Raw genomic sequence first — 24,842 nt, 5'->3', positions numbered from 1 at the left:
AATGGGTCATTGCAACAATTGGCTGGATAAATCAAGAGATTTTCTGGCGTCAAAAAAGTGCAGTTTTTTGTCAAAAAAAACACGCTGACTACAGGTGCACGGATATCTGGAAAAAGCGGTCTGCCTGCCAAATTCCGGACAAAGAAAAGCCCGCGATGGGGGAGCGGGCTTAAGGATTCACACTTGGGAGCAGCTCTACAATGACCTGTCGGCTGTGAAAAGTTTGTGAAGGGTTTTCACTGTTTTCACTTTTTTTCCGGCTGAATGGTTTTGGTCACTTCGGAGGTCGGCACGAAGGTTTTCGACTCTTCAGCAGCGGCTTCTTTGGACGCAGCTTTGTCCTTGGCGGCTTCAGTGTTTTCTTTGGCAGCCTCGTTCACCTTGTCCTGAGCAGATTCCATCTTTTCCTGGGATTTTTCCTGATGAGCCTGAGCATCCTGTGCTTTCTGTTCGGACTTGCTGTCGCAGGCAGCCAGACCCAGAGTGGCGACGATGATGACGGCGGAGGCGGTAAACTTGAGCACGGAATTTTCCTTGTGGAAGCAAATGTATGGCTTCGAGGGCGGGCGGGGAAAATTAGTTCAATGGGATGGGGGGGCTCATAGCTCTGGATGGCGCGTCTTGATGCCGAATTTAGTCTCGATCAGAGGCCCAATGGCTGTTCGGAAAGCATGTGGATTCAAACGATGGTGGTGTGAGGGTAGGCGTGCATGGCGCTGTCATGCGTGACCAGAGTAAGACCCTCTGCAAGAGCCTGAGCAACCATAATTCGGTCAAATGGATCGCGATGATGGTTTGGCAGGCTGGCAACGGCCAGTCCGTGAGTCGAGGTGATGGGTAGCTCCAGATAACCTGCATCTGTCAGTTCCTTGCGCAGCAGTGCGGGGTTCACGCCTGTGCGCTCTGCACCTTTTATCGTCAGTTCCAATATGCTCGCTGCACTGAAATGAAGGTGTTGGCCTCATCGTCAATAAGTTGGGCTGCCGCCGCGGGGAGCTTGGTATCGCCGATTGCAGCCCATAATAGAATGTGCGTATCGAGCAGCAGCTTCATTCCTTGCCCTCAAAAAGCTCTGTAATTTCTGCGTCCATGGCATCCGAGGCTTCTGCGTCAAACATCACGTGGCTCAACATTCCTCTGCGCTTGGGTGCAGAAATGGGCACCAGCTTGGCAACCGGTATGCCTGCTTTGGCGATAATAATCGTTTCGCCACCCGCCGCTGCGTCGACCAGCTGCGAGAAGTGGGTTTTGGCTGCGTGGATGTTGTGGGTTTGCATGGTATAGCCTCCCGTTTACGTAAGGTCTTGTCTTGGTCCAGTGGGTGGACTAAGTAACGAGCGTTACATCCGAAGGCGATGGATTTATCGACTGGGGCCGGTCGCGTCAAGGAAGATTGCAGGGCTTGGCTCCAGACAACAAAAAGCCCGCACGAGGCGGGCTTCTTGTGTGCTTTCAGGTGTGCTTGGCATCAACTGAAAACGAAAGGTGGTGCCAGAGACGGAATCGAACTTTTTTATTAAAGCATTGTAAGTTATGGGGTTTTTTAGTTTTGCCGCTTTAATCTACTCACAAATCTACTCTCTTTTTGAAATGTGGCTTTGTTTTGCTAGTACATTCGGCAGCCGAAACAAGCCACATTTACTCGTCTTGCCTCCGACGAACGGATGCCTAGATTCTGCGTATTTCCAAGGTGAACGCCATCACTCGGGTTGTTCGGTGTGGTGAGGTGCCCGGTGTTTTCCAGATTTGCCTGTAACCATCGCCACCACCCTCTCGAACTCCTCTTTTGAGTTCGCGTGAGGATCAGGCTTTGCTGCAGGTGCTTGGCTGCCTGATCTACCCATCAACCGTTTTTCGGGTTTCGGTAAAAGTGGCGTATCCGAGCGCTGCTGCTTATCAACCGAGTTTGTCGCAATATAGGCGTCCGCCCACGCGTCCAACTCCAAGCGGTCGAATCCGACCCCCTGTTTACCGATGGGGAATTCGCGCACATTCGGGCGCACGGTCTTGTTGAATTCATCCCGGCACATCCCTAGGTAGCCATGCGCTTGGTTCGCTCTCAGAATTCGCGGCGGAATGACGGTATTGTTCACGGGAGTGCCCTTGATGCGTCAATCAAATGCTGATTCGCTGATCGCATTACGGCCAGCCTGGCGCAGCGAGCGGCCATGCTTTATGGATACCAGGCTAGCCGGCCGAGACACGAAGTCCCGACGGCTCCAACGTACTGGAGGAGTCGCGCTGGAGCAACGGTCAAACCGACAGGTGGAATGGCGGACAGATCCGCATCGGCTGAAGGGAAGCGTTTTTTGACGACCAGTATGAAAGATGCGAGCGTGGTCACTGAAGCCTCGCACGTCGAATCACACGGGTAGTGAGATGGATCAGGATCGCGTTCACAGAGATACCCTCTACGCCGAAGTATGGGCCACACCCATGCTTTCTCTCGCTCCCAAGTACGGAGTGTCAGCGGTTTTTCTGTCACGAGTCTGTGCCCGCCTGAACGTACCTTGCCCGCCCCGAGGTTACTGGGCGAGGAAGAAATCGGGACAAAAGCTGAGTATTCCGCCCCTCCCAAAGTTGAGGGTTGGACACCCTGCCGAGTGGAGGAAGGGTGATCAGCTACTCCGCAGTAATGGAACTGCGCCCGTTGATGCTGCTGTGAAAGGCCGAAGTGATAGTCGTTTGATGGTGATGGGATCGCTCGAGCCGTTCACGAGCGGTAGGGTCGCGGGTGACGGCTACCTCAAACCGATGAAACGGAACCTCCCTGATCTGGTAGTCACCGAGCCCACTCTTCACCGGGCGGCGACGATACTCCAAAAAATCGCGACCCGTTTCCGCGACCAGAAGCATCGTATCTCTGTGGCATGCGGGGAAACCGGATTTACGCGCAAAGCGCTTACAGACGAGCAAGGCAGATTGAAACGCTCGATATTCGAAACCAACACTATTTGGTCGCCAGGCAGGCCAACAGTAGTTTTTATCGGCGAGGTTGCGATTGGACTGACTATTTATGAGCAGACAGTCGAGAAAGAGATGGTCTACATCGATGGACAGTCTCTGCCGGTGCATGAGGCGAGAATTCTCAATCCGGGTCTTTGGGATCGTAGGACGAAGACCACGTACACGAAAAGCGTTCTGCCTGCCCCCTCTGGCCGACTCTGCTTGAAAGCCTACAGCCCATACTACCGAGTGGAATGGGCTCAAACCTGGACAGAGGATGATTTAAGACTTTCAAAAAAAATAGACGAGATTGTTTCGTTGCTGATCTCCGCTGCCAGCGATCTCAAGGTGCTGCTCTCCGAGGCAAACAAAAAAGCTGAAGAGGAGCATGAGCAATGGCAGGTGGCGCGCGCGATTTTCCAGGCAGAGCAACAGCGTTTGGTGATCGAAAAAGCCCGGGAAGACTCACTCAAGAGTTTGCTGAAAATAATCGACAGATGGAGTGAGAGCAGAAAAGTTGATGATCATCTTTGATGACATCGTTGCTCGCTCCGCCAGCCTTACAGAACGTGAGCGATCGGAGATTTTGGCAAAGGTAAAAGACGCGAGAGAATTGATTGCTTCCCCTGATAGCACTGAAGCTCTCAGGCTCTGGGATTCGCCTCCACCGCTGCCATCCGAGTAGGCGGCAGGTTGCCAAGCAAATCTGTGGAAACCTGAGTGGCAACCTGTGTGTGGAAACCTGCTCAGCATACATTCGCCGTCACCTTGATGGCACGAACCTGCGCCGATAGTGATGCTTCCACTGGAATGCCTGTTACAGCCGCTGTTACACCCGGCCTGTTACAGATATCAGATGCCGCCGCAACCATTGTCGGTCCAGGCGCACCCCTCCACCTTCCACGTAGGGGCGTTAACCAGGTTTCAACTCGCCTTCGTGCCGCCAATCCTCTGCAGCAGGATTTGGTCATGCTTCCGAACCGTGGATACCGACGTGGATACCGCCGCGCTGGATACCTAGATTGTGCGTGCGCGCCCTGGAGGCTTGATCGGGCATGAGCACCAGAGCACTACCGATTTTCTCGGTACTGCTCCTGAGTGGTGTGGATGCCACGGCGTGTTGAAATCTACACAGTGTGTGGAGTTCAACACGGTTTGGGCGTCCTCAGGCCGACCCGCCGGAGATCGGTCTGCTGATGGTTGTTGAGGTCTGAGCTATCCGCAGATGATGGGAATGCTCCATACGCAACCACGTGAAGGTGCGTACCTGTCTGCGTACCAGCCAACTGCGTACCTGCTGAGCGCAGCCCGATCAGAACCGATCCTGCCTATTGGGCGCAACTGGATGTTGTTCGCGCAGTGCTAAGTACGCGAAACCGATGCGCGAAGCAGTGCGCGAGATCTCGGCTATCCGTTCAGGCGCCAACGGCTCATGAATGTAGTTCTTCTGAGCTCAGGCTCCAGCGCTTCGTGCCAGCTATCACCCCGCAAACGACGCATCTTCACGGTCTGCCATTTCAGGCCGCGCGTTGCCGCCCAGATCATCGCTGGCATGGTTTCGGTGCCTAGCGTGACCAGCGTTGCCCCGGCGCATACCGTAGTACGGATGGGCATACGTGGGAGTGAAATTGCGGTGTTGCCAACGGTCACCAGTTGCATGCTCGGCCATCCTAAGTAAGTCCAGATGACGCGAATTTATGTGACTGGTAGCAAACCGCCTTACCTTGGACGCACCCGCCCTCAAACCGTTTGATTTCAGGGCAGGTCAGGATGCCCGAGCTAGATCGATGGTGCCGACTGCTCCTTCGCTCGTATCGACCATGCCCCGGTCCCAGGCACTTTGAAGGCCTCGTATTCGTTGCGGATGCGCGCTTGGCGGAGTGCTTGGTTCGCGGCGCCCTGCGTCTGGTAGTAGCCCGCTGTCGCGGCTTGGATCTCGTTCTGCCTCTGAGATGCGCGGCGCGCTGCATCGGTAGATCCATCCTGACCCGCTGCGATACTGGCCACCGCTGGCACGTTGCGGCCGACGACTGCGCGAGGCAGCACGCCGGTGAGCGCATCCAGCCCGTCCTTGGATGTCAGGGCATTGGCCAAGACCCGTTGGGAGCGCTCATTGATTCTTGCGCCGGCTGCCCGCGGCAGGGAGCGCAGTAGGGTATGCATCAAGCCTGTGCCGGAACTGGCACTGAAGCCGATAGCTACCAGATCGCTCATCACCCCATTGGCTTCGTCAATTTCAGCTTGTCGCCGTGCGGTGGCGCTATTGCCCAGTGCCCGGCCGCTGAGTCTGGAAACCTCGATCTCATGATTGAGAGAGTTCTCCCAGCGCTGACGCGCAGCATCGTCCGGAAGAATGGCTGCGATCTTTGCTCGTCCGTTCGGGCTTCTTAGGTATTTCGTGATGTCAGGCATGGCTGCCGCGTCGTTGCCGATCTTCCCGATGATGGATGAGATGGCACCAATACGAACTGCTTCCTGTTCCGACGGGTTCAGCCTTGCAATGTCGCTTGCCCAACGCTCTGGGGAAATATTGGGTTTCATGATCATTGCCCCATGGTCTACCCCATCCAGATAACGGCTGTGCCCGGCGAACACAGCACGAGCTTGGGCATAGGTTGGCGCGCTGGCATCCATAACGCTCAGCAGGTCATTTCTGATGCCGACGATATCGCGAGCCTCGGAGCGGGCACCTGAGTTGAGTAGTCGCTCAACCTGGCCGTCGAGGTTCTGTTTGATGACATCGAGATCACCGGTCCGCGGGACTGCTTTGGCAGTGATAGTGCCGTCTGGAGCAATCTCCATGAATTGACCGTCGAACTTGCGGCCCTGGTTCGCTGCGCGGCGTTCTGCGTCACGGTAAGCGGCCTGCATGGCTGGGCGCTTCATTAGGCTTTCCAACTCAGGTGTCCATGGCACTTCCTCTGCGTGGGCTGCAGCGTAGAGCGGACCGGCTTCGCGCGCACGCTGGGCCATTGTTTCGTCAATGGCTGTATCTGCAGATCGGTTCACCCCGCTCAAGCTGCGCGCGCTATCCGAGATGCGGGTTCGTTGCGCGGCCTGCCGCTGGGCCAAGGTTTCGACAACCGTCGATCTCGCCTGTCCTGGCGTGTTGGCCAAGCGTTCAACAAGGCCCCGCACGTTTTCACCGCCGGCGTCTGCCGGGATTGCGGTGTTTGGATGCTGCACAGCCAGGTCGTCGTACTGTGTACGGAATTGATCGGGTGTGAGGCCGTCCCGCTCAAGTGCGCGGCCGAGCTGCGCCTGTGCGCGGACCTCTGGATTGAATGCGGTGTTGCGCACCCCCTTGCCTTGCCGGTCGCGGCCGAGGGCAGATGCTTTTTAAGGAATGCGATCAGCGGAGTTTTGCGTGGCGGTACTTTCCTGCTGGCAATCCACCGGGCCAGCGGCAGGACTAACTCCGGGTGTAGCCAGAAGCCGGGACGATAGTCGACCTCACCACGGCCGAACTGGCCTGCTCCGAGCGCTGCGCGACGACCGACATCGCCCAGAACACGCATGGCAATTCCGGATGCACGAAGAGCATGAAAGGTCTGGCCTCGATCTGCGCCAGCGGCCTGGGCGTCGGATAGTCGCTCAGGACAGGACTTTCCCTCTCTGCTCAGGATGGCTTGAATCAGCTCCAGTGTGCTTGCCAGGCAGAGAAAGTCCATGGTCGATGGCGGGCGCTCACCAGTGATCAATGTCTCGGCATTGACCATGCTCTGCTCATTCATGACCAAGGCATGCCGATCGTCAGCGATGATTCTGAGGCCTTCGTTTACTTTGCTCATGCCGCTACCCCACGACTCTCAGCAATCCTGGCTTCACACCATGCCAAAATTTCAGTCTCTACCCAGACAACGGACTTAGGTCCGAGGGTGACTTGCTTAGGGAAGTTGTCAGCAGCAACGCGGCGGTAAATCTCAGTGCAGGAAAGACCAGTGATCGACTCTACTTCCTGACGTTTGATGAATCGGCGAGCTGGGGAAGGGGTGTTGGTAGTGTTTGCCATCGTCTGCGCCTCCTGGGGCGTGCTTGGTAATCGACGATGGAAATGCTGGCAGGGATAACGCGCACTTAAAATTGCTGAGCGGCGCCGGATATTCTGTTATCCGGTCGGATGTGTGATTTATTTCTTTATTTTTCCTTGCGCGGACGACCAGGTCGCTTTGCAAACTCCGGTGCAGAACTTGAAATCCACCTCGCTAGCGCCGCATCGTTCTTTGGCAAATCCCATTCGGGCTCCGAATCAGCGAGTCGCCTAATAACGTTAACCATATCCATGGTTCTATGCTTGGCGTAATCGTCATGCTGCCAAAGTGATATGGCTCGTTCCTCTACCTGTGCCTGGCACGCCCTGGCTTTTTCGTTTCGCATCTCCACATTGGATAGCTTTCTGGGCTTAGCGTCTGGCTTTCTGGTCGCGATGTACGCTGGAGGTAACTGCGTATTGGATCGCTCTTTGCGTAGCTGGTCGTTCTCGCGTGTGAGTATTTTTATCGCTTTGTCGGACGCGTCGTTTTTAGCAGCAAGGGCTTTTTCCCTAGCAGTAGACGCCTCCAATTGGATTCTAAGGCGCTCAATTTCGGCTTCTCGCTCGTCGTCTGGGCGTATTACCAGGCTCCGCTCTATGCGGATATTTAGTTTGCGAAGTTCGGCGCGTGCGGCTTTCGGGTCTTGGTCCTCCAGCGGTTGAATGATCGGGGTTACAGTTGCACCATGTGAGGCGTAGGACCGTAGCTCTATCTCTCGCACCACCTCAGGCTGACGCGCGGCGTGCTCGCGCTGGTTGAGCAGCCATTCGCGATTGACTGCGACGTGCGACGACTCAATAACCCCAACCTCGGTCTCGATAAGGACCGAAGCGAGCCTAGTCACAGCTGTATTCAGATATCCGCCAAGCTGCCCATAAGTGATGGCGAAGCCAGGAATGCTATCTCCGTGTTTTGATCCAGTGATGATTTCGCGGTTGAATTTGGCGTGCGGGTCTACCGAGCTAATAGCGTTCGCGATAGCCTTTAACACTTCTGGGTGGTCGCGCTTGAGCGAGGCTATAGCGCTTTCAAGCGGTATGTACTTTCCGGGTGGAAGCATCTAATTGCCCTGTCCGCGCACTTTTGGGGCCAGCCAAGCGATTGGCGGCCTGGATTGGAACAACCGGCTGATACTCATTGCTGTACGAATATCCAGCGATGGCCACTAGCTTACCAGCTACTCCCGATCATAACCAAGCGTACCCTGTGGATAAGTGTTAAGCCTGGCGCTTGATGCTCACCACGTTGGAGCCAGCACTTAGCGCGTCGATTGAGTCGGCCCAGGCCTGCATCATTCCCCGGCGCTGCTCCAGATAGCTGGCATGGTTGTAGGTGTCGCGGATGCCGTCAGCGTCACCGTGCGCAAGCTGGCGCTCTATCCAGTCTTTGTTATACCCGCGCCCATTGAGCTCGGTGGAAAGCAAATGGCGGAAGCCGTGGCCGGTTTGACGATTCTCGTAGCCCAACAAGCGCAGTGCTTTATTGATCGTGTTCTCGCTCATTGGTCGGCTGGGGTTGTGCTGGCCAGCGAATACCAACGGGTATCGACCTGTGATTGGCTGGAGCTGGCGCAGGATGTCGACCGCTTGAGTGGGTAGGGGGACGACATGAGGTCTGCGAGCTTTCATTCGCTCCTTTGGGATAGCCCAAGTAGCAGCATCCAGATCGAACTCTGACCAAGGGGCATTTCGCAGCTCGCCTGGTCGAACGGCGGTCAGCACCAGTAAGTGAATGGCGCATCGGGTCAATGTGTTGATCTTAGACCCGTCGCATATCTCAAGAAGCTCGGGTAATTCTGAGAACGGCACATGTGGATGATGACGGGGCGCTTTCTGCGGCGCGGCTACAACGTCCAGGTCGGTGGCCGGGTTGCTCTCGACAACTCCCTTTGCCAGGCCGTAACGGAATATCTGGTGCAGCCACTGACGGATCTTGCCAGCCGCATTCAATGTGCCGCGGGCCTCCACCTTGCGCACCAGATCAACCAGATCGGGCCGGGTGAGCGCTTTCACCGGACGGGCACCGATACCGGGAATAAGGTCGTTCTCCATATAAAGCTTGGCCTTATAGGTGGTGCTCTCTGCCCAGCGGGGGGAGTTGTACGCGAACCACTCACGGGCAAGTGTTTCAAAAGTCAGCCCTTCAACCTTCTGTGCTTGCTGAGCGGTTTTTTTGTGCTCGCCGGGATCATTGCCCTCAACCAGCAACTGACGTGCACTATCGCGGAGCTGGCGAGCTTTCAGAAGAGTGACAGCTGGGTAGGCACCAAGCGCCAGCATCTTTGCTTTGCCGTTAAAGCGATATCGATATCGCCAGAGCTTCGATCCCGATGGAGCGATTTCAAGGCAAAGGCCGTTGGCATCGGTCAGGCGATAAAGCTTGTCCTTGGGCTTTGCGGTACGGATGGTGGTATCTGACAACGGCAAAGCAGCCCCCTTGCAGGCTTTACCAGGCGGGGGCTTTGCCGCTTGGTGTGAGTAGATTTCTAGACCGAACTGGATCTACTCACGAATCTACTCACATATCTTTGGGCTTACAAGGGAGCGGTTGGGAACTCCAGACAACAAAAAGCCCGCACGAGGCGGGCTTCTTGTGTGTTTCAGGTGTGCTTGGCATCACCTGAAAACGAAAGGTGGTGCCCAGAGACGGAATCGAACCGCCGACACGGGGATTTTCAATCCCCTGCTCTACCGACTGAGCTATCTGGGCAACGGGGCGCATTAAACGTGTTTTTCAGGAGGTCGTCAAGCGTGTTTTTTAAAAAAATGAATTATTACCGACGCTTACGACCTTCACTGGGTGAAACGCTTTATTTTTCGGGGGGAACGTAGCCTTCGGCCTGAGCGTATTCTTCCCCGGAAAGGAACTTGTCCATCTCGGTCTGGAGGAATTTGCGGTCTTCGGCGTTCATCATGTTCAGGCGACGCTCGTTGATCAGCAGGGTCTGGTGTTTCTGCCAGTCGGCCCAGGCTTTCTGCGAGACGTGGTTGAAGATGTCTTCGCCCTTGGCGCCAGGGTACGGGGCGCGTTCCAGGCCGGGCAGTTCTTCTTTATATTTGCGGCACATTACGGTGCGGGTCATGACGACTCTCCTGCGTTCAATACGTCAGCTGCGCGTTTGAGCAGCTTTTTCACCGGGGCCGCAAGGCCCAGGCGTGGCGGGGTGGCGAGGTTATACCAGAGCCAGTCGGCCTCGGCCACGTGATCGGCGGACTCCTGGACCTTGACCAGCCAGGGTTCGATGCTCAACTGAAAGTGGCTGAAGGTGTGTACCAGCCCCGGCAGTTCGTGATGCTCGCCCAGTTGCAGCGCGTGTTGCGTGGCCAGGTGTTGCAGGTCATCGAAGTCATCCAGCTCCGGCAGGCTCCATAAGCCGCCCCACAAGCCGCTGGAGGGGCGACGATAAAGCAGAATCGCGCCGTCTTCGTTGGCGAGCATCGGCATGAGCGTGCGTTTCTGTGGCACGGTCTTGCGCGGCTTGGGGATCGGGTAGCGGGTTTCCAGGCCCAGCATGTGCGCCTCGCAGGCTCGTTCCAGCGGGCAGAGCAGGCAACTGGGTTTGCTGCGGGTGCAGAGCGTGGCGCCTAGGTCCATCATCGCCTGGGTGTAGTTGTTGACCCGGCTGTGCGGCGTGAAGCGTTCGGCGGTGGCCCACAGCTGTTTGGCGACCTTGGGTTCGCCGGGGTAGCCCTCTTGCGCGGTAAAGCGCGCCAGCACGCGTTTGACGTTGCCGTCGAGGATCGGCGCGCGAAGGCCCATGCTCAGGCTGGCAATCGCGCCGGCGGTGGACAGGCCGATACCTGGCAGCAAAATCAGTTTTTCGACGTCGCGGGGAAACTCGCCATCGTGATCGGCGACCACGATTCTGGCGGTCTTCTGCAGGTTGCGGGCGCGGGTGTAGTAACCCAGCCCGGTCCACAGGTGCAGCACTTCGTCTTCGGGGGCTTCGGCGAGCGCCTGCACGGTCGGCAAGGCTTCCATGAAGCGGTCGAAGTAATTCAGGACGGTGCTGACCTGAGTCTGCTGCAGCATGATTTCCGATACCCAGACCCGGTAAGGCGTAATGCCTTGTTGCCAGGGCAGGTCATGTCGGCCATGACGGTCGTACCAGTCCAGCACGGCGCTGGAGAATTGTTCGGGTTGCATGGCCGGGTGGGCTCTCATAGTCGGGATGTGAAAAGTTTTTTGCCAGTGCAGGAGCGCCAGAGAATGGCGCTCCTGTGCTGCGCCTCAGCGCTTGAACAATCCCTTGAGCGCGTCCTTGAGTTCAGGGCTGACCTTGTCGCCCAGTTTCTCGTCCAGCTTGCCCTCGAGCTTCTCGCTGATCCGGTCGCCGGCCAGCTTCGCGGCGATCTGGCCAACGCCTTCCTTGTCCAGACGGCAGGCCTTGGCTCCCAGTTCCAGGGGGCCACGGCACTGCACCGGCCACTCGATGCCGACAAAGCGCGGGTTGATCTCGCAGGCCGGGTCCGGCATGTCGCTCTTGTCGCCTTCGACGATGATGCCGACGCGGTAGTTCATGCCCAGTACGCGCAGGTCTACGTCACCGTTGCCGTTGACGGTCATGCCCGGAATGCGCATTTTCAGGTCGGGGTTGCTGGCGACGCCGTTGCGCATGACCAGCGTGCCGTTGAGTTGCTGGAACGGTGTGTCCTTGGCGCGCGGCTCGCCGCTGAGCGTTTTACGGTTGAGGATCGAAATGCCTCTGCACAGTTGCTGCTCCAGGTTGGCATTGACCAGCACGCCGTTGTTGAGTGCAAAGCTGGCGGTGCCATTGAGGCTGTCGATCAGGGCTTTTTCGCTGTTGCCCTTGCCGGTCATGCTGCTGTCGAGGGTCAGCAGGCCGCGTACGGGAGGTGTCTGGCCCTGGCTTTCGAGAACGCGCTCGATCGGCACCTTGGCAACACGCGTTTGTACACTCGCAACCGGCACATCCGGACGTGCATCCAGGTCACCCTTGACCTCGAAGTTGCCGTTGTAGAGATCGCCACTCAAGGTGTCGAGCTTGATCACGCCACCGCTGGCCTGTGTTCTGAGCGCAGCGTTGCCGATGGGCAGCTTGTTCAGGGTCAGCTTGCCGAAACTCAGGTCTGCCGCGACATCCAGCGTGCGCAGACGCTCCAGTGGCAGCAGTTTTGCGCTGCTCCAGGCCGCCTTGGTCGGTTGCTCGGGCAACGGCGAGTCGCCTGCAACGGCGGCGGCTTCGCCCGATTGCACTTCGGATTTGCGCGCAGCCTTGGCGCCTTTGCTTTCTTCGCTTTCAGCCGGGCGATAGCGGTCGGCGTCGAAGGTGTCAGCCTTGAGCTGGACGCGCAGCGCCTGTCTGGCGAAGTCGTCTACGGCAATGCGCCCGGTGAAGGTGCTGTCATCAACTTTCAGGTTGAGGTTTTCCAACGCAAGGCTGGTGGGCGTGCCGCTGAGGCGCGTGACCATTTCAACCTTGCTCAGCGCACCTTCTGCCATTGCTGGCAGCGGCTGACCGATGTTTTCGAAGAATGCGCGCAGATCAAGCGAGGCTATGGAGAGGCCGCCGCTGATCTGCGGGGTTTTGTCCAGGTCGCGAGCACGCAATTCGCCCAGCGCGCGCAATTGGTTGGCCGAGATTTTGAGGCTGTTCCATTCGGCGATGTTCGCGGTGAGGTCCACCAGCAGTTGGCCCTGGGCCGAGAACGTTACCAATTTGCCCTGCAGCGGCTCGCCTGCGACTTCGCCGGACAGGCGCATGTCTTCGAACTGATAGCGCTTGAGCACGCGGTCCATGCGCAACTGGCCGACCAGCTCGGTCTTGGTGCGTACAACCGGCTGGTTGGTGCTCAGGAACGCTGTCAGTTTGATCGGGATATCGGACGCTTCACGAATCGGCCCGGTGCTCAACTGGATACTCTCGGCCGTGAAGGTTCGGCCCTTTCGGGCGTCGCTGTAGTCAACGCGAGCGTTATTGACGGTCAGGCTGTCGATGTCCAGCCGGATGGGCTGGGAAGGGCGATCAGGTTTCGCCGCGTCCGGCGCTGGCGCTGGGGTCGCTTCGCCGGGTGTGCCGGTGGTTGCGACAGCAGGCTTGCCGATGTCTTCCCAGTTGCCATGGCCATTTTCATCGCGGTGCAGCGTCAGGTTCAGACCTTCGACACGGATGTCGCTCATCTGTACCTGGCGGCGCAGCAGTGGCAGAACACGAACGGACAGGCCAAGCATCTGCACATCGGCAAACGGCTGATCGGGTGCGGTCAGGGTGGCGACATGGGCCTCGTGCAATTCCAGGCCGAGCCAAGGGAACAGGCTCCAGCCGATATCGCCGTCAAGCGTCAGCTCGACGTTTGCCTTGTCGCGTGCCAGCTGTCGAATCTCGTCTTTGTAGTCGTTGGGATCAAACAGGTGGGTCAGGGCGAAGCCCAGAGCCACGATGATCAGCAACAACCCGAGAATAAACAGCCCCAGGATTTTGCCGAACGCTTTCATGGGCGAGTCCTTGTGTCGATGTTCAAAAATAGCCCACGAGTATACCGCTCTGACGCACGGACCGGGCTGCGGATGCCGTTATTGCTCGTGGGTGTTCAGCTTGAACGGGTTGCGGTCCTCGATTCAGGTCCGGAGTGGACGAAAAAACGAGGGGACGCTGTACGTGCCGCACTATCTTTCGGGCATCTTCCAGGGTTAAGCAGACCCCAAAGTTAGTAGTCCGACTCAGCGCAGAACAGGGATTTTGATATTACTTAATTGAGTACATCTATGGGCTCATAGATGGCGCGGATTAACCTTTTGATATTGATAATAAAAAGCCTGCAACAAGATGCTTATTTGCCATCAGACAGTGATAGTCTCCGTTTTTGCTGGGGTAGGGTGCGTCTTTTTGTCACGTATCCAGTTCACCTGCCGATAAAACAGACATGGCCGCACGGCATGGAGTCTGTGGCGGACCAGCGGACCATCTGCGAGCTTCACACATTGGGGTAATTATAATGAGCACAAGTACAGCCTTGGGCGGCGAAGCCGCTCAGCCTGCGTTCTTGTCCAAAGAGCGCATTATCGCCAAGCCCGGTTTCAACCGTTGGCTTGTTCCACCAGCAGCATTGGCAATCCATCTTTGCATCGGCATGGCTTATGGCTTCTCGGTGTTCTGGTTGCCACTGTCGAAGGCAGTCGGTGTCACTGCACCTGTTGCTTGCACTCCGGACATGGGTTTCTTCGCGCAGATGTTCGCGTCGACCTGTGACTGGCAGATCTCCATGCTGGGCTGGATCTACACGCTGTTCTTCATCTTCCTGGGCTGCTCGGCTGCCATCTGGGGTGGCTGGCTGGAGCACGCAGGTCCACGCAAGGCAGGTGTTGTTTCGGCACTGTGCTGGTGTGGCGGTCTGCTGATTTCCGCGCTGGGTATCTACACGCACCAGATCTGGCTGATGTGGCTGGGCTCGGGCGTGATCGGCGGTATCGGTCTGGGGTTGGGCTATATCTCCCCGGTATCCACCCTGATCAAGTGGTTCCCGGACAAACGCGGCATGGCGACCGGCATGGCGATCATGGGCTTTGGTGGCGGCGCGATGGTGGGCGCACCCCTGGCCACTGCGTTGATGGGCCACTTCGCTTCGGCTGAGGGCGTGGGCGTCTGGCAGAGCTTCGTGGTGATGGCGGTGATTTACTTCATCTTCATGATCGGCGGCGCGCTGGGCTATCGTGTTCCGCCAACTGGCTGGAAACCTGAGGGCTGGACTGCTCCGGCTGCCAAGGCCAAGAACTCGATGATCACCAACCGTCACGTGCACGTCAGCGTGGCCTGGAAAACACCGCAATTCCGTCTGGTCTGGCTGGTGCTGTGCCTTAACGTGTCGGCCGGTATCGGTATCCTGGGCATGGCTTCGCCACTGTTGCAGGAAGTGTTCGCCGGCAAACTGCTGGGCAACGATCTGACATTCAGCGAACTCAATGCTGATCAACTGAAGGCCATTGCTGCCATTGCAGCCGGCTTCACCGGTCTGTTGAGCCTGTTCAACATTGGCGGTCGTTTCTTCTGGGCGTCGTGCTCGGACTACATTGGCCGTAAAGCGACTTACTTTGTGTTCTTCGCGCTGGGCTTCCTGCTTTACGCTTCGGTTCCGACACTGGGTCATATGGGCAGCATTGCGCTGTTCGTAGCGGCTTTCTGTGTGGTGCTGTCGATGTACGGTGGCGGTTTCGCGACGGTTCCGGCCTATCTGGCTGACTTGTTCGGTACGCAGATGGTGGGTGCGATCCACGGTCGTCTGCTGACTGCATGGGCTGCGGCAGGTGTGCTGGGTCCGGTATTGGTCAACTACCTGCGCGAGTATCAACTCAGCCACGGTGTTGCGCGTGCCGATGCCTACAACATCACCTTGTACATCCTCGCGGGTCTGCTGGTGCTGGGCTTTATCTGCAACCTGCTGATTCGTCCGGTTGCCGACAAGTACTTCATGACCGACGCCGAACTGGCTGCTGAACAGGCCATTGGTCGCGACAAGGGCGCTAGCGCCGCTACTTCGCTGGAGTGGAAAGCATCCTCCTCCAGCAAGCCGCTGGTGATCGCTGCCTGGCTGGCGGTCGGCATCCCGCTGGCATGGGGCGTCTGGATTACCCTGCAAAAGACCGCAGTGCTGTTTCACTAAAAGCCTGCAGGTAACCAAAAGCGCTTGCACCTCGGTGCCGGCGCTTTTTTTTGCCTGGGTTTTTGGTGCGCTGCACTTTTGACTATCGTGCCAGTGCTCCGCATGGGAACGATGACCACTGTGTTCGTCGCGATAGCGATATTCAGTTGACCCGATGTACTCGATGCACTGCCCGTTCCCCCGCAGACGCTGCTACATTAGCAACCCCTGTGTTTATTGCCTGAAGGAGTTGTTTGCATGCTAGCCCACGTGGAGTCGTACGCCGGTGATCCGATCCTTTCGCTGATGGAAGCCTTTGGCAAGGATCCACGCGCAGACAAGGTCAATCTGAGCATCGGTCTGTATTACGACGCGCAGGGACGTATCCCGCAGTTGGCATGCGTGGCAACTGCGCAACAACAATTGGCCGAAGGCGAGCAGGCGGCTTCTGTCTATTTGCCGATGGAAGGCCTGGCGGCTTACCGGCAGGCGGTGCAAACCCTGTTGTTCGGCGCCGACCATCCGCTGGTGCAGGCCGGTCGCGTGGCGACTATCCAAACCGTGGGCGGCTCGGGCGCGCTTAAAGTGGGGGCCGACTTCCTCAAATATGCATTCCCCGATTCTCAGGTGTGGGTCAGTGATCCGACCTGGGAAAACCACCTTGCGCTGTTCGGCGGTGCGGGCTTCAAGGTCAATACTTACCCCTACTTCGATGCCCAGACTGGCGGCGTCAGGTTCGAGGCTATGCTCGACACCGTGCAGGGTCTGCCGGCGCAAAGCATCCTTTTGCTGCACCCGTGCTGCCACAACCCGACTGGCGCGGATTTGTCCGTCGAGCAGTGGGACCGGTTGATCGAAGTGATCAAGGATCGCCAGCTCATCGCGTTTCTGGATATCGCCTATCAGGGCTTCGGCAAAGGCATCGACGAAGACGCCTACGCTATCCGCGCGATGGCCGACGCGGGCATCACCACGCTGGTCAGCAACTCGTTCTCGAAAATCTTCTCGCTGTATGGCGAGCGGGTCGGCGGGCTATCGGTGGTCTGCGAAGACACCGCATCGGCCGCCAATGTATTCGGCCAGCTCAAGGCCACAGTACGCCGCAACTATTCCAGTCCGCCTGCGCATGGCGCGTTTCTGGTGTCCAGAGTGCTCAACACACCGCAACTGCGTGATCAGTGGCTGAGCGAGGTCGAAACCATGCGCCTGCGCATCATCGACATGCGCAGCCGTCTGGTTTCGGTGCTGGCGCAGAAAGTTGCCGGGCGCGATTTCAGCTTTATCCTCAGGCAGAGCGGCATGTTCAGCTACACCGGATTGACGCCGCAGCAGGTTGACGAGCTGAAAGATGTTCACGGTATTTACATGCTGCGCAGTGGCCGGGTGTGCATGGCGGGCTTGAATGAAAGAAATATCGACAAGGTGTGTGACGCGATTGCGAGCCTCTTTGCCCACTAAATGCCCTGCTGGTCGTCTGTTTGCTTCATGGCGAGCGCTTCTGAGCCTATAATGCTCGCCTTTTTTCGCCCAATGATTTTGCGGAGCTGGTGATGGCCGAACGTAAGGCGTACGTCGAGCGCAATACTCTGGAAACCCAGATCAAAGCCTCGATCAACCTGGATGGCACCGGAAAGGCCCGATTCGATATCGGTGTGCCTTTCCTTGAGCACATGCTCGACCAGATCGCCCGGCACGGGCTGATCGACCTGGACATCGAATGCAAGGGCGACCTGGCAATCGACGACCACCATACGGTAGAAGACGTCGGGATCACCGTCGGCCAGGCGTTCAGCCAGGCCATCGGCGACAAGAAGGGCATTCGTCGTTACGGCCACGCCTATGTGCCGCTCGACGAAGCGCTGTCGCGTGTGGTGATCGATTTTTCGGGTCGTCCGGGCCTGCAAATGCATGTGCCGTATACCCGCGCCACGGTTGGCGGCTTTGATGTGGACCTGTTTCAGGAGTTCTTTCAGGGCTTCGTCAACCACGCGAACGTGACGCTGCACATCGACAACCTGCGTGGCACCAACACTCACCACCAGATCGAAACCGTGTTCAAGGCTTTCGGTCGTGCACTGCGCATGGCGGTCGAGCTGGATGAGCGCATGGCCGGGCAAATGCCATCCACCAAGGGTGTGCTCTGATGCAGACGGTTGCGGTCATCGATTACGGCATGGGCAACCTGCACTCGGTCGCCAAGGCGCTGGAACATGTGGGCGCAGGCCGTGTGCTGATTACCAGTGACGCCAAGGTGATTCGCGAAGCCGACCGTGTGGTGTTTCCGGGTGTGGGCGCGATTCGCGACTGTATGGCCGAGATCCGTCGTCTGGGTTTTGATTCGCTGGTCAGGGAAGTGAGCCAGGATCGCCCGTTTCTGGGCATCTGCGTCGGCATGCAGGCGTTGCTCGACAGAAGTGAAGAGAGCGGCGGCGTGGACTGCATTGGTTTGTTCCCCGGCCAGGTGAAGTTCTTCGGCAAGAACCTGCATGAAGAAGGCGAGCACCTGAAAGTGCCGCACATGGGCTGGAATCAGGTAACGCAGGCGGTCGATCACCCGCTGTGGCACGATATTCCGGACCTGGCGCGCTTCTACTTCGTGCACAGCTTCTACATCGATGCCGCCAACCAGCGTCAGGTGGTCGGGCGTGGTCATTACGGCCTCGATTTTGCCGCAGCACTGGCCGACGGTTCGCGTTTCGCCGTGCAGTTCCACCCGGAGAAGAGCCACACCCACGGCCTGCAATTGCTGCAGAACTTCGCCGCCTGGGATGGTCGCTGGTAAGCGCATGAGCAAAGCCAAGGGCAAGCCGCCCATTCTGACCCTCTCGCCCGAGCATGAGCAGCAGGCGATCGACAAGCTCAAGCGTCTGTTCGCCGACCGTTTCGAGCTGGACCTGGGTTCGTTTGAGGTGGCAGAGGTGCTTGAACTGTTCACTCGCGAGATCGCACCGCATTACTACAATCGCGCTATTTTCGATGTTCAGCAGCACCTCAAAGAGCGCTTCGAGAGCATCGAAAGTGATCTCTGGTCACTCGAAAAGAATTAGATAAAGCAGCTTCAAGCGTTGAGCTTCAAGCTGCAAGAATTGGTGAGTACGCATACTTGCAGCTAATCGCTTGCAGCTTGCCGCTCTTTTGACGAAGGAATAAGCATGCTGATTATCCCCGCTATCGACCTCAAGGACGGCGCCTGCGTACGTCTGCGTCAGGGCCGGATGGAAGATTCCACGGTGTTCTCCGACGACCCGGTGGCCATGGCTGCCAAGTGGGTCGACGGTGGCTGCCGCCGTCTGCATCTGGTCGACCTGAACGGCGCGTTCGAAGGTCAGCCGGTCAACGGTGATGTGGTTACCGCCATCGCCAAACGCTACCCGAACCTGCCGATCCAGATTGGTGGCGGCATCCGCTCGCTGGAAACCATTGAGCACTACATCAAGGCCGGTGTGAGCTACGTCATCATCGGTACCAAGGCCGTCAAAGATCCCGAGTTCGTGGCGCAAGCCTGCCGCGCGTTCCCCGGCAAGGTGATCGTGGGTCTGGACGCCAAGGACGGTTTTGTCGCCACCGACGGCTGGGCTGAAGTCAGCACTGTGCAGGTCATTGATCTGGCCAAGCGCTTTGAAGCCGACGGCGTGTCGGCCATCGTGTACACCGACATCGCCAAAGACGGCATGATGCAGGGCTGCAATATCCCGTTCACCGCAGCATTGGCGGCCGCCACGCGGATCCCGGTGATCGCTTCGGGCGGTATTCACAATCTGGGCGACATTCAGGCGCTGTTGAATGCGAAGGCTCCGGGCATCATCGGCGCAATCACCGGTCGTGCGATCTACGAAGGCACGCTGGATGTGGCTGAAGCCCAGGCGCTCTGCGACCGCGAACAACGCTGAATAGCTGGAGACTGACTCTGTGGCCCTAGCCAAACGCATCATTCCTTGCCTGGACGTCGACAACGGTCGAGTGGTCAAGGGCGTCAAGTTCGAGAACATCCGTGATGCTGGCGACCCGGTGGAAATCGCGCGTCGTTACGATGAGCAGGGTGCCGACGAAATCACCTTTCTCGACATCACCGCCAGCGTCGATGGCCGTGACACCACGCTGCATACCGTCGAGCGCATGGCCAGCCAGGTGTTCATTCCACTGACCGTGGGCGGCGGCGTGCGCACCGTGCAGGACATCCGCAACCTGCTCAACGCAGGTGCTGACAAGGTCTCGATCAACACCGCCGCAGTCTTCAACCCGGAATTTGTCGGTGAAGCCGCCGCCCGTTTCGGCTCGCAGTGCATCGTGGTTGCTATCGACGCCAAGAGGGTTTCCGGCCCTGGCGAAGCCCCGCGCTGGGAAATCTTCACCCACGGCGGGCGCAAGCCTACCGGGCTGGATGCGGTGCTCTGGGCGAAGAAGATGGAAGATCTGGGCGCTGGCGAAATCCTGCTGACCAGCATGGATCAGGACGGTATGAAAAACGGCTTCGACCTGGGCGTCACCCGCGCCATCAGCGATGCGCTGGGCATCCCGGTCATCGCCTCGGGCGGTGTCGGAAACCTTGAGCATCTGGCTGCGGGCGTGATCGAAGGCCATGCCAGTGCAGTGCTGGCGGCGAGTATTTTCCACTTCGGCGAATACACCGTTCCTGAGGCCAAGGCGTACATGGCCAGTCGCGGGATTGTGGTGCGTTAAATCGTCCTGCAAAAAAGCGAGCGTCGCTTGTTTGAGCCCATAAGCTTGAAACGATCGATGCTCGTTTTCGTTTCAGGCCCTTCGCCCCGGTTTATTGTCTGTAAGCGACATCGCAAAGTACCGGGCTAGACAGTGCACCGGGTTCACGGCACTCTGCATGCGTCGTTCACGATCGAGTGCCGGAACATGTTCAAACGTTTTTTCCTTGCCCTGATCGGGGTCGGCATCCTGTTGAGCGAAAGCACCCAGGCCAGCGAGTCACCTCCTTATTCCATGGTCTTGCTGACCGAGAATTTCCCGCCGTTCAACATGGCGGTCGATGGCAAGAACTTCGCTCAGGAAAACAACATCGACGGCATTGCCGCTGAAGTGGTGCGCGAGATGTTCAAGCGCGCGAACATCGGCTACAGCATGACCCTGCGTTTTCCGTGGGATCGCGTTTACAAGCTTGCCCTCGACAAGCCTGGCTACGGCGTGTTCTCCACCACCCGCCTGCCCGAGCGGGAGAAGCTGTTCAAGTGGATCGGCCCGTTAGGTTCCTATGACTGGATCATGCTCGCCCGCGGTGACAGCCCCATCACGTTAGCGTCGCTGGAGCAGGCAAAGGATTACCGGATCGGTGCCTATAAGGGCGATGCTATCGGCGAGCGCCTGAACGCCATGGGGCTCAATCCGATCCTGATGCTGCGTGACCGGGACAACGTTAAAAAACTGGCCAATGGTCAGATCGACCTGTGGGCGGTGGGCGATCCTGTAGGTCGTTATCTGGCGAAGCTTGAAGGTGTCAGCGGGTTCAAGACAGCGCTGCGCTTCAACAGCGCCGAGTTGTACCTGGCCGTCAACAAAAGCACGCCCGACGAGATCGTCAACCGCTTGCAAGCGGCGCTTGACCAGATGCGCACCGAAGGCTGGGTGGACGCCGTCAAGGCGCGCTATCAGTAACCGCTCAACCGGCTGCGGGAACGATGTCTTCGCGTAAGGCAGAATGCTGCCCATTGATATCGTGGGCGTAGGTGCAGATCTTCTGCGGCAGCGACTTTGCGCGCAGTGTCAGGTCGCGGAGCTGGGTTTTGAAACCTTCAGGCTCCGAACAGTCAGTAGTATCCGGTGGACCCATCTTGACCGTGTAGTGGTCGATCAAGCGATGCTCATAGGACCAACTGACCGATGATGCGCCAAAGCGGTTTTTGCCGATCTTCACCTGCGGCTCAGGTGTAGGTCCCGCCGGTTGCAGCTCGATGGCAAGCGTCAGTGCATTGCGCATCAGACCGACAGTGGGAAGGTGCTCTGCCGAAGACACGCCGATCATGCACAGCCAGTTGATTCCGATCTGCCGATCCACAGGATCATCAATGGCCGCATCCTGTGAGCTGATGGTGTGGCTGTAACCCACCGGGTCTTCGCACTGCATGGCCGAGTCGACCTTCTTGTAACGGTACAGCGGCGTATCGATCAGAAATCGCAGGTCCCAGGACGGATAGACATTCCTGCCTTCGGCATCCAGTTGCACCCTTGCAAGCTGCGCCGGCTGCCTGCCCAGCGTTTCAAAGTCGACCGAGAACGTTGGAAACAGGTCACAGATTGCCGGATCCGTACTCAACGTGCCGTCGACAAAGCATTTGTTCAGCAGCGTGACCGGGTTGCCATAGTTACTGTCGGCGACCATGGGTGGAAAGCCGGGTATTTCGTCACTGAAGTTTTCAGTTGCGTTATCCGACGAGGCTTGGTTGGTGAGGTTCAGGACCGCATAAACCTCGTTGTTGTCGCGGGTCAGAAGCGGGCTGCCGGAGGCCCCGGTATCGACATCCCGGCATTGATTGCGCACCGTTTGACGCCAGACCCAAGGCTGCTCCATGATCACCTCCGACGGCTGATGCACACACGCTGCCATGCGCAGATGCCCGGTATCCTTGTTGAGCGGGGCACCCACCCATAGAATTTCGCGGTCCTGCTCCGGCATTTCGCTGGCCAGTGCAAGCGGCTGAATGCCGTCGTCGATCAGCGACTTGAGCGTTGGCTGCAACTCGACAACGGCGAGGTCCACGCCCTGCATGCTGCTCCAGTTGATGCGTTTCAGCGGATAGCTGCGCGCCGTGCTGTCAGTGAAGAAGTTGAACTGGATACTGCCTTCGACCTCACGGTCGGTGATGATCACGCCGTTCTGTCGGCTGATGCAGTGGCCACTGGTGACTACATAGGCCGGGGCGTCAGGCGTGCTGTCCGGGCTTCGGGTGTCGATCAGCGTAGCAGTGCAGCTCGACCCGCCCTTGCTCTTGATACGACCGATTCCGTTCCAGTGGTCGCGTGAGCTATCGGCATTGAGCAGGACTTTGGAGGGGGCAAGGGAAAGCAGTCCTTCGCCCAGGTCTGTGGCGGCAGCATGAATGGAAAAGGGCAGCAGTGCGGCGATACAGCACGCACCTGTAATCGTGGGTAATTTCATAATCATCCTTGATAGCAGTGTCTTGGCCTCCGTCATGGAGACACCTTCCTTTAAGCCGGAATCGACAGGGTTATCAAGGCTGAAACGGCGGTGGACATGGAAAACAGATTTGGCCTACTCCGCTTTTAGAAAGTGCTGACGCGAACCTGGGGAGTGTATCCGTTGGTTCGCGCTGTGTGACAAGTGTCGGTCTACAACCAGCCGCAACCGAACGCTGCTTAATCCCTATAAGGCCTGATCGCGGTCAGTCGCTGTGACGGGTAGGGAAAGCCAAGTGCGCTTACAGCGATCCACACTTCGGTGTCTGTGACTTTGAGCAAGCCCCAATCAGCGAAAAACTCAGTGAGGTTACGTTTAGCCGCAATGCACGCCGACAGCACAAAGTATTTTAGGCCTGGCGCCTCGCCTGGGTTTTCTCTGATGTAACGGTGCCATGCGGGCATAAAACCCTCACCCAGCCCCTTGCGCAGTTGTTCAAGCATTGCCAGCGGGTCAGATTCGGGCGCCCCGTAGGTTTTCGCAGTGCGTGGTAATGCCAGCCAATTCACAGTGCCAGACCAGCGATCAGGGAAGACGTATGTGTATTCGTTTATGTAGTGCAGACTGACTGCAAGGGCATATAAATTGACGGTGACTTCGCCAAAAGGACCGTACGAGTTGTAAGAGGTCTGATAATGATGGCCATATTCGTGCAATGTAACCCATCGCTCGGCTGCCAGCCCCCCAAGTAGGGCCTCGTTATACTGGCTGATATAGTCCGTGTGGGGCAGGACGATGCAACCTGTGGTTGCATGGGGGTTTGCAGTGCCTGAACCTTCCACTGCATAGATCAACAAAGCAGGCCTGGTATGAATAGGCGCAGAGCCATCCAGCCCGCTGACCTCTGCTTCCAGTCGCATCACTTCTTCATGAGAGCGCATCACCGCTTGAGCGCCGATACTCGAGAACTTGAGCGCCGTCTCTTTAAGCGCCGCAACGACTATGCGTGCACCCACCAACTCCACTTCGGGCGCTTCTGTCAGCAGCAGCATTAATAGCCATTGTAGTTGGGCAGTGGCACCACTGACATAGTAGGGCATCGGTATCGCCCCACGCATAAACACAATCCGAGCTGCGCCGGTCGTGTTTCCGATTAATTTACGGATGTGAATCGCACCTCCCAAGGGATCTCGGATAATGTTCTTTCCTTTGAATAGAGGTGTCTCCCGCATGTTTTCGGATTGCCTGAACGGGTTGTTTCGGTCCGCCATGCCTTGTGTGCCGACCAGCACGGTCAGGTTTTCAGTATTGCCCGATATCCATAGCTCAACGTCTGTTCCCGCCGGCGCAAAATATCCTGTTGGCTGATAATCGGCCCACCTTAATCGCCAAGACATCGCCGCCTGCTCTGCAGCGGCAGATTGCAGCGGTTGAATAAGCACCGACCGTGGATGAGGGAACTCAAGCGTTGAATCAAGCGCGCCGGAGGCTACAACTCCAACGTTGTAACGCACGCGAACCCGCATTGTATTAGCGTTATACAGATAGGTAGACGGAACTGCCGTGTTGGAGAAGACGCCTTCGGTGACGATACCGATGCCTTTCCAGGCATTGCCGGACAACGCTTCCACCAACCCTGACCGCATCGTAGTAGATCCGGTCACCGAGATACTGCCATCGTTGTTTTCGTGTGATGACAAGCGGGTCAGTATCGGATGGACGTAAAACGTAACCTGAGTGCCTGGAAAGCCGGCTATGCGTAGACTAATGCGCTCAGCGTCCATAAGATAGCTTGAAGGTACATCCGGGTTGGACAGCTGAGGCCCGACCACCGAGCCGATAGAGGCCCATATGCCGTCCGCTCTGAACGCCTCAACTATCGCCCCAGGCGCTGCTCCTCTGACGCCGACGATAACCTCGACCCGATCATCTGAAATGGCCGCTATGCTGGTTGCGGCAATTGAAATTATACGCGTTGATTGTTCTTCAGAGTATGAAGTGTCGGTGCCGCAGATAAATTCTTGCGCACCCTTTGCTCCTGCATTGACTGTCGTAAAGTCGTCCATCGAATCATTACCTCTTGCTGCCCGAATACGTTGTATCCAGGAAAAAAAGTCGGGAAGGGTAAGCATCGCGGGTGAGACACCGTGCGCTCGCGCCTAC

At 57.6% G+C, this 24,842-nt stretch carries 22 protein-coding genes, 1 tRNA gene and 1 pseudogene; 9 read left to right on the top strand and 15 right to left on the bottom strand.

All coding sequences use genetic code 11. The annotated features are described in order from the left end of the window. Window positions 1-245 precede the first annotated feature (245 nt). The 4 genes and pseudogenes from PSPTO_RS27660 to PSPTO_RS27645 all read right to left on the bottom strand — a co-directional run bounded on the left by PSPTO_RS27660 (window position 246) and on the right by PSPTO_RS27645 (window position 2,093). Window positions 246-524 carry a lipoprotein gene (locus tag PSPTO_RS27660; protein ID WP_011105437.1) on the bottom strand — a complete coding sequence of 93 codons (279 nt, stop codon included), beginning with the start codon at window positions 522-524 and terminating at the stop codon, window positions 246-248. Between the two features lie 155 nt (window positions 525-679). After that, window positions 680-1,053, bottom strand: a pseudogene (locus tag PSPTO_RS27655) (type II toxin-antitoxin system VapC family toxin). Further along, a complete protein-coding gene (locus tag PSPTO_RS27650; protein WP_005767161.1) occupies window positions 1,050-1,277 on the bottom strand; it encodes a type II toxin-antitoxin system Phd/YefM family antitoxin in 228 nt (75 codons plus the stop codon). Before PSPTO_RS27650 ends, PSPTO_RS27655 begins: the two are co-directional and overlap by 4 nt. A gap of 423 nt (window positions 1,278-1,700) precedes the next feature. Further along, window positions 1,701-2,093, bottom strand: a complete 393-nt coding sequence (locus PSPTO_RS27645) for a hypothetical protein (protein WP_226992668.1) — start codon at window positions 2,091-2,093, stop codon at window positions 1,701-1,703. 592 nt (window positions 2,094-2,685) lie between these two features. Between PSPTO_RS27645 and PSPTO_RS30435 the strand changes: the two genes are divergently transcribed. Next, window positions 2,686-3,480, top strand: a complete 795-nt coding sequence (locus PSPTO_RS30435) for a hypothetical protein (protein ID WP_226992667.1) — start codon at window positions 2,686-2,688, stop codon at window positions 3,478-3,480. 873 nt (window positions 3,481-4,353) lie between these two features. On the opposite strand, the gene PSPTO_RS27635 is transcribed toward PSPTO_RS30435, so the two are convergent. The 9 genes from PSPTO_RS27635 to PSPTO_RS27595 form a co-directional block, all read right to left on the bottom strand. Continuing rightward, window positions 4,354-4,605: a hypothetical protein gene (locus PSPTO_RS27635; protein WP_005767157.1), complete on the bottom strand. Its 252-nt coding sequence runs from the start codon at window positions 4,603-4,605 to the stop codon at window positions 4,354-4,356. Window positions 4,606-4,725: 120 nt separating this feature from the next. After that, window positions 4,726-6,246 (bottom strand): hypothetical protein, encoded by a 1,521-nt coding sequence (locus PSPTO_RS27630; protein ID WP_052746252.1) that lies wholly within the window; start codon window positions 6,244-6,246, stop codon window positions 4,726-4,728. A 487-nt stretch (window positions 6,247-6,733) separates the two neighbouring features. Beyond that, window positions 6,734-6,958: a helix-turn-helix transcriptional regulator gene (locus PSPTO_RS27625; RefSeq protein ID WP_005767133.1), complete on the bottom strand. Its 225-nt coding sequence runs from the start codon at window positions 6,956-6,958 to the stop codon at window positions 6,734-6,736. Between the two features lie 125 nt (window positions 6,959-7,083). Then, a complete protein-coding gene (locus PSPTO_RS27620) occupies window positions 7,084-8,040 on the bottom strand; it encodes a hypothetical protein (RefSeq protein ID WP_005767131.1) in 957 nt (318 codons plus the stop codon). Between the two features lie 157 nt (window positions 8,041-8,197). Next, complete coding sequence (locus tag PSPTO_RS27615) at window positions 8,198-9,406, bottom strand: tyrosine-type recombinase/integrase (protein ID WP_011105434.1); 1,209 nt, start codon at window positions 9,404-9,406, stop codon at window positions 8,198-8,200. Window positions 9,407-9,613: 207 nt separating this feature from the next. Further along, window positions 9,614-9,689: transfer RNA gene (locus tag PSPTO_RS27610), tRNA-Phe, on the bottom strand. 100 nt (window positions 9,690-9,789) lie between these two features. Then, on the bottom strand, window positions 9,790-10,062 hold the full coding sequence (locus PSPTO_RS27605; protein ID WP_002555777.1) for an oxidative damage protection protein: 273 nt from the start codon (window positions 10,060-10,062) through the stop codon (window positions 9,790-9,792). After that, a complete protein-coding gene (mutY, locus tag PSPTO_RS27600; RefSeq protein WP_005767127.1) occupies window positions 10,059-11,126 on the bottom strand; it encodes an A/G-specific adenine glycosylase in 1,068 nt (355 codons plus the stop codon). Before mutY ends, PSPTO_RS27605 begins: the two co-directional genes overlap by 4 nt. 84 nt (window positions 11,127-11,210) lie before the next feature. Next, the gene (locus tag PSPTO_RS27595) at window positions 11,211-13,436 is read right to left on the bottom strand and encodes an AsmA family protein (RefSeq protein WP_011105433.1); all 2,226 of its coding nucleotides are present in this window, start codon (window positions 13,434-13,436) and stop codon (window positions 11,211-11,213) included. Window positions 13,437-13,936: 500 nt separating this feature from the next. On the opposite strand from PSPTO_RS27595, the gene PSPTO_RS27590 reads away from it, so the two are divergent. The 8 genes from PSPTO_RS27590 to PSPTO_RS27555 all read left to right on the top strand — a co-directional run bounded on the left by PSPTO_RS27590 (window position 13,937) and on the right by PSPTO_RS27555 (window position 21,199). Beyond that, entirely contained in the window at window positions 13,937-15,598 is a 1,662-nt protein-coding gene (locus PSPTO_RS27590) for an OFA family MFS transporter (protein ID WP_011105432.1), read from the top strand. Between the two features lie 237 nt (window positions 15,599-15,835). Next, complete coding sequence (locus PSPTO_RS27585; protein WP_011105431.1) at window positions 15,836-17,035, top strand: aromatic amino acid transaminase; 1,200 nt, start codon at window positions 15,836-15,838, stop codon at window positions 17,033-17,035. A gap of 92 nt (window positions 17,036-17,127) precedes the next feature. Next, window positions 17,128-17,721, top strand: a complete 594-nt coding sequence (gene hisB, locus PSPTO_RS27580; protein ID WP_002551454.1) for an imidazoleglycerol-phosphate dehydratase HisB — start codon at window positions 17,128-17,130, stop codon at window positions 17,719-17,721. Then, window positions 17,721-18,359, top strand: coding sequence for an imidazole glycerol phosphate synthase subunit HisH (gene hisH, locus PSPTO_RS27575; RefSeq protein ID WP_005767120.1), 639 nt, complete (start codon window positions 17,721-17,723; stop codon window positions 18,357-18,359). The genes hisB and hisH overlap by 1 nt, the downstream gene beginning before the upstream one ends. A gap of 4 nt (window positions 18,360-18,363) precedes the next feature. Then, window positions 18,364-18,624: a DUF2164 domain-containing protein gene (locus PSPTO_RS27570; protein ID WP_004397145.1), complete on the top strand. Its 261-nt coding sequence runs from the start codon at window positions 18,364-18,366 to the stop codon at window positions 18,622-18,624. Between the two features lie 105 nt (window positions 18,625-18,729). Next, window positions 18,730-19,467, top strand: coding sequence for a 1-(5-phosphoribosyl)-5-[(5-phosphoribosylamino)methylideneamino]imidazole-4-carboxamide isomerase (gene hisA / locus PSPTO_RS27565; protein ID WP_007246848.1), 738 nt, complete (start codon window positions 18,730-18,732; stop codon window positions 19,465-19,467). 19 nt (window positions 19,468-19,486) lie between these two features. Continuing rightward, entirely contained in the window at window positions 19,487-20,257 is a 771-nt protein-coding gene (gene hisF / locus PSPTO_RS27560) for an imidazole glycerol phosphate synthase subunit HisF (RefSeq protein ID WP_005767116.1), read from the top strand. Between the two features lie 186 nt (window positions 20,258-20,443). After that, complete coding sequence (locus PSPTO_RS27555; RefSeq protein ID WP_046463718.1) at window positions 20,444-21,199, top strand: substrate-binding periplasmic protein; 756 nt, start codon at window positions 20,444-20,446, stop codon at window positions 21,197-21,199. Window positions 21,200-21,203: 4 nt separating this feature from the next. On the opposite strand, the gene PSPTO_RS27550 is transcribed toward PSPTO_RS27555, so the two are convergent. Together PSPTO_RS27550 and PSPTO_RS27545 are read right to left on the bottom strand one after the other, a co-directional pair. Next, window positions 21,204-22,700: a trypsin-like serine peptidase gene (locus tag PSPTO_RS27550; RefSeq protein ID WP_046463717.1), complete on the bottom strand. Its 1,497-nt coding sequence runs from the start codon at window positions 22,698-22,700 to the stop codon at window positions 21,204-21,206. Between the two features lie 218 nt (window positions 22,701-22,918). Next, on the bottom strand, window positions 22,919-24,745 hold the full coding sequence (locus PSPTO_RS27545; protein WP_046463716.1) for a M60 family metallopeptidase: 1,827 nt from the start codon (window positions 24,743-24,745) through the stop codon (window positions 22,919-22,921). Window positions 24,746-24,842 lie beyond the last annotated feature (97 nt).

Origin of the sequence: Pseudomonas syringae pv. tomato str. DC3000 (assembly GCF_000007805.1) — a bacterium.
Lineage (GTDB): Bacteria > Pseudomonadota > Gammaproteobacteria > Pseudomonadales > Pseudomonadaceae > Aquipseudomonas > Aquipseudomonas avellanae.
This window is presented reverse-complemented; position numbering and strand designations above follow the sequence as displayed.